Here is an 11,499-nt window from a genome sequence, read left to right on the forward strand (position 1 = left end):
ACCCTAGCGGTGGCTGGACAGCTGCCCGGCCGCGTTGTGCCCGCCGAAAAACGACAAACGGGATGTTCGCGTGTTTGACACCTTGAGTGACCGCCTCTCCGGGATCTTCACCAAGCTCCGCGGCAAGGGGCGGCTCACCGACGCCGACATCGACGCCACCGCGCGCGAGATCCGCATGGCGATGCTGGAGGCGGACGTCGCGCTGCCGGTGGTCAAGGGCTTCATCGCGAACGTCAAGGAGCGGGCGCGCGGCGCCGAGGTGTCCCAGGCGCTCAATCCGGCCCAGCAGATCGTCAAGATCGTCAACGAGGAACTGGTCACCGTCCTCGGCGGCGAGGGGCGGCGGCTCCAGTTCGCCAAGCAGCCGCCGACGGTGATCATGCTGGCCGGCCTCCAGGGTTCCGGTAAGACGACCCTCGCCGGCAAGCTGGCCCGCTGGCTCAAGGCTCAGGGTCACCAGCCGCTGCTGGTCGCCGCCGACCTCCAGCGTCCCAACGCCGTCGGGCAACTCCAGGTGCTCGGTGGCCGCGCCGGTGTCGAGGTGTTCGCTCCGGAGCCCGGCAACGGCGTCGGCGACCCGGTGCAGGTGGCCCGCGCCTCGGTCGAGCACGCGCGGCGGGCCGCCCGGGACGTCGTCATCGTCGACACCGCCGGCCGTCTCGGTATCGACGCCGAGATGATGCGGCAGGCCGCCGACATCCGCGACGCGGTCGACCCGGACGAGGTCATCTTCGTCATCGACGCCATGGTCGGCCAGGATGCCGTGCGCACCGCCGAGGCGTTCCGCGACGGCGTCGGCATCACCGGCGTGGTGCTGTCGAAGCTCGACGGCGACGCCCGGGGTGGTGCCGCGCTGTCGGTCCGGGAGGTCACCGGGCAGCCGATTCTCTTCGCCTCCACCGGTGAGAAGCTGGAGGACTTCGACGTCTTCCACCCCGACCGGATGGCCAGCCGGATCCTCGGTATGGGCGACGTCCTCACTCTGATCGAGCAGGCCGAGCAGGCCTTCGACGCCGATCAGAAGGAGAAGATGACCGCCAAGCTGATGGGCGGCGAGCAGTTCACCCTGGAGGACTTCCTCGACCAGCTCATCGCCGTCCGCCGGATGGGTCCAATCGCCAACGTGCTGGCCATGATGCCCGGCATGGGGCAGATGAAGGACCAGCTCGCCGAGCTGGACGACAAGCACTTCGACCGGGTCACCGCGATCATCCGGTCCATGACCCCGGCCGAGCGCACCAACCCGAAGATCATCAACGGTTCCCGGCGGGCCCGCATCGCGGGCGGCTCCGGGGTCACCGTGATGGACGTCAACCAACTGCTCAACCGCTTCGCCGACGCGCAGAAGATGATGAAGCAGATGGGCGGCGTGATGGGCCTGCCCGGCGGCGGCCGGCGCAAGGCCACCAAGTCGCCGAAGAACAAGCGCAAGGGCACCAAGGGCGGTGGCCGGCCGCGGATCGGTGCCGGTGGTGTGCCGGGCGGCTTCCCGGGCGGCATGCCGCAGCTCCCGCCGGGGCTGCCCCCGGGCGACCTGGCCGGCGGGCAGGGGCTGCCCCCGGGCTTCAAGCTCCCGAAGATCGACTTCAACAAGCTCGGCAAGGACGACAAGGGCCCCCGCTGAGCACGTGTCGGTGACGGTGGACGATCAGATCCTCGCGTAGGGTTCGCGGCGCCCCCCGGGCGTCGCCACCTACTAGGTCATCGATCCTCTCCGGGACAAGATCACCTTCACCGAGCTGCTCCTGAGCGGGAAGGGCGGATACGAGCCCAGCGTCGAGACCGACGGCCTGTTGACGATCGACCGCCCTGGAAGGTGACCTTGGACCTTCCGGCACGGACGAAGCGCCGGCAGGAGGTGCTCGCGCGGACGGCGACGTGATCCGGTAGGACTGAGCCCATGGCTCTGCACGTACGCGGTGTGCTCCTGCCCGACGACGAGGTCCGGGATCTCTGGATGGTCGGCGACCGGGTCACCTTCGATCCGGTGCCCGGCGCCCAGACGGTGGTCGACGGCGGGTTCGTGCTGCCCGGCCTGGCCGACGCGCACTGCCACATCGGCATCGCCCGTGGCGGCGCCCCGATCGCCTCGCTCGACCAGGCCCGCGGGCTGGCCCGCACCGACCGCGACGCCGGGGTGCTCGCCATCCGCGACGCCGGCTCCCCGTACCCGTACCCGGAACTCGACGACGAGCCGGACCTGCCGCGCCTGGCCCGCGCGGGGCGGCACATCGCGCCGCCCAGGCGGTACCTGCGCGACATCGGCGTGGAGGTCGCCGCGGCCGAGGTCGCCGCGACCGTGGACGCCCAGGCACGGGCCGGCAACGGGTGGGTCAAGCTGGTCGGCGACTGGATCGACCGCGGAATGGGTGACCTCGCGCCCGCCTGGGACGCGGACACCATGACCGCCGCCGTCGAGGCGGCCCACGCCGCCGGCGTACGCGCCGCCGTGCACACCTTCTCCGAGACGGCCGTGGAAATCATGGTGCGGGCCGGGGTCGACTCGGTGGAGCACGGCACCGGGCTGAGCCTCGACCTGATCGACCTGATGGCCCGCCAGGGCACCGCGCTCGTCCCTACAATGGTCAACATCCGGACCTTCGGCGGGATCGCCGACCAGGCCCGGGCGAAGTTCCCCGGGTACGCCGACCACATGCTCGCCCTGCGGGACCGCTTCCCGGAGGTGGTTCGGGCCGCGTACGAGGCGGGCGTGCCGATCTACGTCGGCACCGACGCGGGCGGCGGCATCGACCACGGCCTCGCCGCCGAGGAGATGCTCCTGCTGCACGAGCGGGCCGGCATGTCCACCGAGGACGTGCTCGCCGCCGCCTCCTGGCGGGCCCGCGAGTGGCTCGGGTTCCCCGGACTGGTCGAAGGGGGTCTCGCCGACCTCACGGCGTACCCGGTGGACCCACGTGCGGACCTGCGCGTGGTCCGGTCCCCGTCCCGCATCGTCCTGCGAGGCCGCGTGCTCCGCTGACTGTGCGCATGGCGGGTTCCCGGGGCGCGCGTCCCGCGGCCGCTGCCGTGCCAGGAAGGCCCCCTGGTGGCCGGGGCCCACCGCGGTCCGGGCGCGACGCGGCGCGACGCGGCGGTGGGCCGCCCGGGCGTCACGGCGTCGGGGTCGCCGCATAGGATGTGCGGTCATGGCACGCGTGCTCACTCCCCGTGCGGAGGACTTCCCCCGCTGGTACCAGGACCTCATCGCCAAGGCGAAGCTGGCCGACAACGGCCCGGTCCGGGGGACCATGGTCATCCGTCCGGCCGGCTACGCCATCTGGGAGCGGATGCAGGCCGAGATGGACGCCCGGATCAAGGCGGCCGGCGCGGAGAACGCGTACTTCCCGCTGTTCATCCCGGAGAGCTACCTCAAGCGCGAGGCCGAGCACGTCGAGGGCTTCTCACCGGAGCTCGCGGTGGTCACCCACGGGGGCGGCAAGCAACTCGCCGAGCCGGTGGTGGTGCGCCCCACCAGCGAGACGGTGATCGGCGAGTTCATGGCCAAGTGGATCGACTCGTACCGGGACCTGCCGTTGCTGCTCAACCAGTGGGCCAACGTGGTCCGCTGGGAGCTGCGTCCCCGGATCTTCCTGCGCACCAGCGAGTTTCTGTGGCAGGAGGGGCACACCGCGCACGCCACCCGGTCCGACGCCCGTGCCTACGCCCGGCGGATCCTGCACGAGGCGTACGAGGACCTGATGGTCAACGTGCTCGGCATTCCGGTGGTGGTCGGCCTGAAGACCGCCCGGGAGCGCTTTGCCGGGGCGACCGCCACCTACACCTGCGAAGGCATGATGGGCGACGGCAAGGCGCTCCAACTCGGCACCAGCCACGAGCTCGGGCAGAACTTCGCCAAGGCGTTCGACATCAGCTACTCCTCGGCCGAGGGCGGCCGGGAGCACGCCTGGACGACCTCCTGGGGCACCTCCACGCGGATGCTCGGTGGCCTGATCATGTGCCACGGCGACGACAACGGCCTGCGGGTGCCGCCGAAGCTGGCGCCGATCCAGGCGTACGTGATGGTGGTCAAGGACGGCGAGGGCGTCACCGAGGCGGCGACCAAGCTGCGCGACGCGCTGCGCGACGCCGGCGTCCGGGTCGCGCTCGACGGCCGTACCGACACGGCGTTCGGCCGCCGGGCCGTCGACGCCGAGCTGCGCGGCTACCCGGTACGCGTCGAGGTCGGCCCGCGCGACCTGGCCGCCGGCAACGCGGTCGTGGTTCGGCGTACGGACGGCTCGAAGGCCCCCACGCCGGTGGCGGACGTGGTCGGCGCGGTGCTGGCCGCCCTGGACGCCGACCAGCGGGCGCTGCACGACCAGGCCCTGGCCCACCGCCAGTCCCGCACCGTCGAGGTGTCGACGCTGGCCGAGGCGATCGAGGCGGCGGCCACCGGCTGGGCCCGGGTGCCGTGGTCGGTTGTCGGCGTGGCTGGTGAGGCGGAGGCGAACGGCCAGAGCGTGACGGTGCGCTGCCTGCTGCGTGCGGATGGCTCGGTGCCGGACTCGGAGGACGAGCCGGACCTGGTCGCCATCCTCGCCCGTGCCTACTGACGTGCGGCCGAACGGTCCCGCCGACCGGTTCGCGCCGGGTCGGCTGATCATGCATCGCAACGTGCGGCGCGGCCGGATCGGTTGGGTCCGGCCGGGGCGGGTGGTCAGCGACGACGAGCGCGGGCTGCTGCTGTGGATCGCCCGGGACTCGCCGGTGGCGCACGAGGTGACCGAGGCGGGGCTGACCATGCGGGCGGTGCCGTTCGCCGAGTTCGTCACCTCGTCCTACCGCCTGGCGCACGGGCGGTGGCACGGGCCGCCGGTGTTGAAGTTCCTGCCGGCGGGTGCGGCACACTCCGTCTGGTGGTTCCGCGACACGGAGGGCCGCTTCGCCGAGTGGTACGTGAACCTGGAGGAACCGGGCGTCCGTTGGGACGATGGCGCCCTCGCCGGGGTCGACATGGTCGATCAGGACCTGGACGTGGTGGTCCGCCCCGATCACACCTGGATGTGGAAGGACGAGGACGAGTTCGCCGAGCGGCTCGCCTTCCCCGACCACTACTGGGTGACCGACGAGGCGGCCGTCCGCGCCGAGGGGGAGCGGGTGATCGCCCTCGCCGAGGCGGGGGTCTTCCCGTTCGACGGCACCTGGTGCGACTACACCCCGCCGGCGGACTGGGACGTGCCGGCCGAGCTGCCCCCGGGGTGGGACCGGCCGCCGGTGCGCTGAGCGTGAACCCGGTCACGTCGACGTCGGGTCCGCACGCGGTGCCGGGTCCGGTGTGAGAGACCGGCATGGGATCTGGCAGAATGGGTCGCTGGTATCCGGCGCGCGTCCGGCGCCCTCTAACCCGGGCGTGTCGCCAGTCCACCGAGCAGTCTCCGGCCCAAACCCCACTGTGCCGGTCGGCGCTCACCCGTGCACACCGCCCGTCCCGGGCCGGTGAGATCGCAACAGGAGCGAAACAACTGTGGCCGTAAAGATCCGGCTCCTGCGGATGGGTAAGATCCGCAACCCGCAGTACCGCATCGTCGTCGCCGACTCGCGTACCAAGCGCGACGGTCGCGCGATCGAGTTCGTCGGCGTGTACCAGCCGAAGGAAGACCCTTCGGTCATCGAGGTCAAGTCGGACCGGGTCCAGTACTGGCTCTCCGTCGGCGCGCAGCCGAGCGAGGCGGTGCAGCGTCTGCTGGAGCTGACCGGTGACTGGCAGAAGTTCAAGGGCCTGCCGGCCCCGCCGCCGCTGAAGGTCGCCCCCGAGCGGGCCGACCGTAAGGCGGCGTACGAGGCCGAGGCGCAGGCTGCCGCCGGCCTGGCCCCGGCCGCCAAGCCCGCCAGGAAGGCCGCCAAGGCCGAGGCCCCGGCCAAGACCGAGGCCCCGGCCGAGGCCGCCGCTGCTCCTGCCGACGCCGGTGAGCAGGCCTGACGTGGCACTGCGTCCCGCGCTGGAGCATCTGGTCAAGGGCATCGTCGACCACCCGGACGACGTGCGCGTCCGCATGGTCGACTCCCGTCGGGGCAAGCGGCTGGAAGTCCGCGTGCACCCCGAGGACCTCGGCACCGTGATCGGGCGGTCCGGCCGGACCGCCAAGGCGCTGCGCCAGGTGGTCGGCTCCATCGGTGGACGCGGGGTACGCGTCGACATCGTCGACTCGTACTGATGCTGCTCATCGTCGGCAGGATCGGCAAACCACACGGCCTCCGCGGTGAGGTCACCGTGGAGGTGCGGACCGACGAGCCCGAAGCACGGTTCGCCCCGGGCATGGTGCTGCGCACCACGCCCGGGGCGAGACCCCGGGCCGAGTCCCAGGGCGGCGTGTCGCCCACCGGACCCGGGGCGGACCCCGCGGCCGACGCCGGGGTGGAGTTCCAGGTCCCGGCGGAGCTGACCGTCGAGACGGCTCGCTGGCACCAGGGCCGGCTCCTGGTCGCCTTCGAGGGCGTGTTGGACCGCGACGTGGCCGAGGCGCTGCGCGGCACACTGCTCGGGGTGGACAGCGCCGACGTGGTTCCGCCGGAGGATCCGGAGGAGTTCCACGACCACCAGTTGGTCGGTCTCGCCGTGGTCACCCCGGACGGCCAGCGGCTGGGCGAGGTGGCCCGGATCGACCACGCCCCCGCCTCGGACCTGCTCGTCCTGCGCCGCCCCGAGGGGGGTACCGCGTTGATCCCCTTCGTCAGGGCGATCGTCCCCGAGGTTGACCTCGCCGGCGGTCGGGTCGTCGTCGACCCGCCGGGCGGCCTGCTCGACCTGTAGCCGGAGTCGCCCCTCATGCGCGTCGACATCGTTTCGATCTTTCCCGAGTACTTCGCCCCGCTGGACCTGTCGCTGATCGGCCGGGCGCGGGCGAACGGGATGCTCCGGCTGGCCGTACACGACCTCCGGGACTGGACGCACGACGCGCACCGCACGGTCGACGACACGCCCTACGGCGGCGGGCCCGGCATGGTGATGCGGCCGGAGCCCTGGGGTGAGGCCCTGGACGCCCTTGCCCCGGGCGAGCTGAGCCCGGACGGGCACACCCTGCCCCGGCTGTTGGTGCCCTCCCCGGCCGGTGTCCCGTTCACCCAGGCGATGGCCCACGAGTTGGCCGCCGAGTCACACCTGCTCTTCGCCTGCGGCCGGTACGAGGGCATCGACCAGCGGGTGCTGGAGCACGCCGCGACGCGGATGCCGGTCACCGAGGTCTCCCTCGGCGACTATGTGCTCTTCGGTGGCGAGGTGGCGGTGCTGGTGATCCTCGAGGCGGTCACCCGGCTGCTGCCGGGGGTGCTGGGCAACGCCGGCTCGCTGGCCGAGGAGTCGCACGCCCACGGGCTGCTGGAGGCTCCGGTGTTCACCAAGCCGGCGACCTGGCGCGGGCTGGAGGCGCCGGAGGTGCTCCGCTCCGGCGACCACGGCCGGATCGCCCGCTGGCGGCGCGACGAGGCGCTGCGGCGCACGGCGGCCCGTCGTCCCGACATGATCGCCGCGCTTTCCCCAGGCAGCCTCGACAAACAGGACGTCGCCGCGTTGGACCGGGGTGGGTTTCCGGTGCCGCCGGGGGATGTGGCAAAGTAGGGGGGTTGCCGCGTCCGCCCACGCCGTGGGCAGACGCGAGGGCCCTCGACCGGGGCCGGCGTCGCCGGCCACCACCCGGGGGTCAGAATCACCCATCCGCGCACCGACTGACGGTGCGCCGTGAGCCTCACGAGGACGCAGCGATGAACATCCTGGACGCCCTTGACGCCCAGTCGAAGCGGGTCGACCTCCCCGACTTCCGTGCCGGTGACACCGTGAAGGTGCACGCGCGGGTCGTCGAGGGCAACCGGTCCCGTGTCCAGATCTTCCAGGGCGTCGTCATCCGCCGCCAGGGCGACGGTCTGCGCGAGACCTTCTCGGTCCGCAAGGTCAGCTTCGGTGTGGGCGTGGAGCGGACCTACCCGATCAACAGCCCGGCGCTCGACCGGATCGAGGTCGTGACCCGCGGTGACGTCCGTCGCGCCAAGCTCTACTACCTGCGTGAGCTGCGGGGCAAGAAGGCCAAGATCAAGGAGCTGCGCGAGAAGCAGCCGGCGAGCTGAAGCGCCGCTCGCCACGCCGCCTGAACCGCGCGGATGTCGTATCGGCCGGATCGCACTACCCTGGTCGTACGGGCGCAGGAGGGCGGCGACGTCGCGACGGTGGTCACGGCATGCGACTGTCCCCTACCGCCCGCGGGGCCTCGAGGAGGCTCCCGGGCGGTAGTGTCGTTTCTGCGGACCGGGGAGTGGCGTGGTGCAGGTGCTTGACGACAACGGCACGGTCGATCCGTGGCGCAGGAGGGCCCGCCGCACCCCCCGGCAGATGCCGCTCTGGCAGGAGTTGCCACTGCTGCTGATCGTGGCGTTCTGCCTCGCGGTGCTGATCCGCACCTTCCTCCTCCAGGCATTCTTCATCCCGTCCGGCTCGATGGAGGACACCCTCCTCATCGGCGACCGGGTCCTGGTCAACAAGGTCGTCTACGACGTCCGTGACCCCGTTCGCGGCGAGGTGGTGGTGTTCCGCGGCACCGACCGATGGGTCGCGCAGGAGGCAGCAGGACCGCCGGTGAACCTCGCCGGCAAGATCACCCGCACCCTCGGTGATCTGGTGGGGGTGAGCCGCCCCGGCGAGAAGGACTTCATCAAGCGGGTCATCGGCGTGCCCGGGGACCGGGTGAAGTGCTGCGACGACCAGGGCCGCGTGTTGGTCAACGACATCCCACTGGACGAGCCGTACGTGCCCCGTGACTCGCCGCTGGACGTGCCGCCCAATCCCCGCGAGTGCCGGTCACGGCGCTTCGACGAGGTCGTCGTCCCGCCCAACCAGATCTTCGTGATGGGCGACCACCGGCTGGTCTCCCAGGACGCCCGCTGCCAGGGGCCGGTGCCGATCGACAACGTGGTCGGCCGGGCCTTCATGGTGGTCTGGCCGTCGCAGCGGTGGGCCACGCTGCCGGTGCCGGCGACGTTCGCCCAGTTGTCCCCTCCGGCCGCCGCCCCAGCCCCACCGGTCGAACCGTCCCCGACGGGCGGTGTCGTCCTGGTCGTCCCGATGACAGGGCTGATGTCGGTTCTCGCGCGTTCCGGACGATCTCTGTGGGCCCGGCGACGTAGGCTCCATCCGTGATTGACGAGCAGACCGAAAAGCCCCGCAGCTCCTTCTGGAAGGAGCTGCCCATCCTGCTGGGTGTCGCGATCCTGGTGGCGGTGCTGGTCCGCGCCTTCGTGCTGCAGACCTTCTTCATCCCCTCGCCGTCCATGGAGAACACGCTCCAGATCGACGATCGGGTGCTGGTCAACAAACTGGTCTACGACTTCCGGTCGCCGCACCGCGGTGAGGTGGTCGTGTTCAAGGCACCCACGTCGTGGAGCGGCAATCCGGACGGTGAGGACTTCATCAAGCGGGTGATCGGCGTGGGCGGGGACCGGGTGGTCTGCTGCGACGCCGGCAAGCTGGTCATCAACGGCCAGCAGCTCGACGAGCCGTACATCTACTCCGTCGACGGCCAGCAGGACAAACCGGCCGACCAGGAATTCGACATCACCGTCCCCGAGGGGCGGCTCTGGGTGATGGGCGACCACCGCTCCGCCTCCGGTGACTCGCTGGAGCACTGGCAGCAGTCCGGCCGGGACGTGACCGAGGCGACCATACCGGAGGACAAGGTCGTCGGCCGAGCGTTCACGGTGTTCTGGCCGGTGAACCGGGCCACCTGGTTGAGCGTGCCGAAGCCGTTCGACTCGATCCCCAGTCCGTAGCCGCGCCAGCGCGCCCCTGGCATGGCCTAGGGAGACCCGCGTCTGGCAGTCTGGGTCGGTGACCGTCCATACCCCTCGTCGCGCGGGCCGGGTACTGCTCGTCGACTCCGAGGGCCGGCTGCTGCTCTTCGAGGGCTTCGATCCGGCCCGGCCGGGCCACCGTTACTGGTTCACCCCCGGCGGTGGGCTCGACCCGGGCGAGACCCCGGCGCAGGGCGCGGCCCGCGAGCTGGCCGAGGAGACCGGGCTGCGGCTCGCCCCGGCCGAGCTGGGCGCCCAGGTCTGGTCGGAGACGGTCGAGTTCCCCTTCGACGGCGTCCAGTACCGCCAGGAGCAGGTGTTCTTCCTGGTCAGGGTCGACGCCTGGGAGGTCGACACCGCGGGTTTCAACGCGATCGAGCGGGCCACCGTGTCCGGGCACCGGTGGTGGTCGGTGGCGGAACTGACCGCCACCGACCAGCGGTACTACCCGGCGGATCTGCCGGCGCTGCTGGCCCGGGCGCTGGCCGGAGCCGGGCCGGCCGACCCGCGCGGCAGCGGGTCCGCGCCGGCCGGTGACCCGGTGCCGACTCCAGCCGGCGAGGTGGTCGGTCCGGCCGGCGGGGGTGCGCCGTGCTGACCCCGCCCCGCACCGTGGTGCGTCGTGACGGTGGGCTCTACGCGCTGGAGCGGGCCCTGCAACGGCGGGGATTCCGGCACGTGGCCGGAGCCGACGAGGCCGGCCGGGGGGCCTGCGCCGGCCCGTTGGTCGCCGCCGCCGCGATCCTGCCCGAGGGGCGGCGGGGCGAGATCGACGGGCTGGCCGACTCCAAGCTGCTCACCGCGGCCAGCCGGGAACGGGTGTACGACGAGGTCGTCGCCCGAGCCCTGGCGTACGCGGTGGTGGTCATCCCGGCCGAGGAGGTCGACGCGCGGGGCCTGCACGTGTGCAACCTGGCCGCGATGCGGCGGGCGCTGGCGTCGCTGACCACCCGACCGGAGTACGTGCTGACCGACGGGTTCGGGGTGGACGGCCTGGACGTGCCGGGGCTGGCGGTGTGGAAGGGCGACCGGGTGGCAGCCTGCGTGGCGGCGGCCAGTGTGCTCGCCAAGGTCAGCCGGGACAGGCTCATGGTGGAACTGGAGAAGCGGTATCCGGGCTACGGCTTCGCCGAGCACAAGGGGTACATCACGGCCGAGCACACCGGTGCGCTACGCGAGCTCGGGCCGTGTGTGGAGCACCGCTTCTCGTACGTGAACGTGGCTGCCGTGTCCGGCCGTGACGGGGCACCGCCCCGGGCCCGGCGGCCGGTCGGCGAGACCGCGCCCGAGCCGATGGAGCACGCGGGCGAGTCAAGGGGTACCGTCGGCGTGGCGTTGGGCGAGCAGCCTCGGCCCTCCGCGCCGGTGGGGGAAGATGTGGTCATGGAAGGCGGAGTGCGATGAGCGCGGAAGATCTCGAGAAGTACGAGACCGAGATGGAGCTGCAGCTCTACCGGGAGTACCGCGACATTGTCCGCCAGTTCTCCTACGTGGTGGAGACAGAACGCCGCTTCTACCTGGCCAACCAGGTCGACCTGCACGTGCGTAACTCCGACGGCGAGGTCTACTTCGAGGTCGAGATGCACGACGCCTGGGTGTGGGACATGTACCGTCCTGCCCGTTTCGTCAAGAACGTCCGGGTGATGACGTTCAAGGACGTCAACGTCGAGGAACTCGAGAAGCCCGACATCTCCCTCCCCGCCGACTCCGGCTTCGGCGGCTGAC

Annotated in this window: 14 protein-coding genes; all 14 read left to right on the forward strand. The window is 71.7% G+C overall.

Annotated features, from left to right (window positions below; translation table 11 throughout):
- The first annotated feature begins 70 nt into the window (after positions 1–70).
- The 14 genes from ffh to E1193_RS24775 all read left to right on the forward strand — a co-directional run bounded on the left by ffh (position 71) and on the right by E1193_RS24775 (position 11,498).
- Positions 71–1,624 carry a signal recognition particle protein gene (gene ffh / locus E1193_RS24710; RefSeq protein WP_132185577.1) on the forward strand — a complete coding sequence of 518 codons (1,554 nt, stop codon included), beginning with the start codon at positions 71–73 and terminating at the stop codon, positions 1,622–1,624.
- A gap of 276 nt (positions 1,625–1,900) precedes the next feature.
- Complete coding sequence (locus E1193_RS24715) at positions 1,901–2,980, forward strand: amidohydrolase family protein (protein ID WP_132185578.1); 1,080 nt, start codon at positions 1,901–1,903, stop codon at positions 2,978–2,980.
- 166 nt (positions 2,981–3,146) lie between these two features.
- A complete protein-coding gene (gene proS, locus E1193_RS24720; protein WP_132185579.1) occupies positions 3,147–4,553 on the forward strand; it encodes a proline--tRNA ligase in 1,407 nt (468 codons plus the stop codon).
- A gap of 49 nt (positions 4,554–4,602) precedes the next feature.
- Positions 4,603–5,223 (forward strand): DUF402 domain-containing protein, encoded by a 621-nt coding sequence (locus E1193_RS24725; RefSeq protein ID WP_132185589.1) that lies wholly within the window; start codon positions 4,603–4,605, stop codon positions 5,221–5,223.
- Positions 5,224–5,464: 241 nt separating this feature from the next.
- Positions 5,465–5,920 (forward strand): 30S ribosomal protein S16, encoded by a 456-nt coding sequence (gene rpsP / locus E1193_RS24730; RefSeq protein ID WP_132185580.1) that lies wholly within the window; start codon positions 5,465–5,467, stop codon positions 5,918–5,920.
- A complete protein-coding gene (locus E1193_RS24735) occupies positions 5,895–6,155 on the forward strand; it encodes an RNA-binding protein (RefSeq protein WP_132185581.1) in 261 nt (86 codons plus the stop codon). The genes rpsP and E1193_RS24735 overlap by 26 nt, the downstream gene beginning before the upstream one ends.
- Before the next feature lie 2 nt (positions 6,156–6,157).
- Positions 6,158–6,751, forward strand: a complete 594-nt coding sequence (rimM, locus tag E1193_RS24740) for a ribosome maturation factor RimM (RefSeq protein ID WP_207922850.1) — start codon at positions 6,158–6,160, stop codon at positions 6,749–6,751.
- A 15-nt stretch (positions 6,752–6,766) separates the two neighbouring features.
- Complete coding sequence (gene trmD, locus E1193_RS24745; protein WP_132185583.1) at positions 6,767–7,555, forward strand: tRNA (guanosine(37)-N1)-methyltransferase TrmD; 789 nt, start codon at positions 6,767–6,769, stop codon at positions 7,553–7,555.
- 143 nt (positions 7,556–7,698) lie between these two features.
- Positions 7,699–8,058: a 50S ribosomal protein L19 gene (rplS, locus tag E1193_RS24750; RefSeq protein WP_132185584.1), complete on the forward strand. Its 360-nt coding sequence runs from the start codon at positions 7,699–7,701 to the stop codon at positions 8,056–8,058.
- 190 nt (positions 8,059–8,248) lie between these two features.
- Complete coding sequence (gene lepB, locus E1193_RS24755; protein ID WP_132185585.1) at positions 8,249–9,124, forward strand: signal peptidase I; 876 nt, start codon at positions 8,249–8,251, stop codon at positions 9,122–9,124.
- A complete protein-coding gene (gene lepB / locus E1193_RS24760; RefSeq protein WP_132185586.1) occupies positions 9,121–9,753 on the forward strand; it encodes a signal peptidase I in 633 nt (210 codons plus the stop codon). The genes lepB (E1193_RS24755) and lepB (E1193_RS24760) overlap by 4 nt, the downstream gene beginning before the upstream one ends.
- Positions 9,754–9,811: 58 nt before the next feature.
- Entirely contained in the window at positions 9,812–10,372 is a 561-nt protein-coding gene (locus tag E1193_RS24765; RefSeq protein WP_132185587.1) for an NUDIX domain-containing protein, read from the forward strand.
- Positions 10,366–11,178, forward strand: coding sequence for a ribonuclease HII (locus E1193_RS24770; RefSeq protein ID WP_132185588.1), 813 nt, complete (start codon positions 10,366–10,368; stop codon positions 11,176–11,178). The genes E1193_RS24765 and E1193_RS24770 overlap by 7 nt, the downstream gene beginning before the upstream one ends.
- Positions 11,175–11,498 (forward strand): DUF2469 domain-containing protein, encoded by a 324-nt coding sequence (locus tag E1193_RS24775; RefSeq protein ID WP_007075222.1) that lies wholly within the window; start codon positions 11,175–11,177, stop codon positions 11,496–11,498. Before E1193_RS24770 ends, E1193_RS24775 begins: the two co-directional genes overlap by 4 nt.
- Position 11,499 lies beyond the last annotated feature (1 nt).

Origin of the sequence: Micromonospora sp. KC606 (assembly GCF_004348675.1) — a bacterium.
GTDB lineage: Bacteria > Actinomycetota > Actinomycetes > Mycobacteriales > Micromonosporaceae > Micromonospora.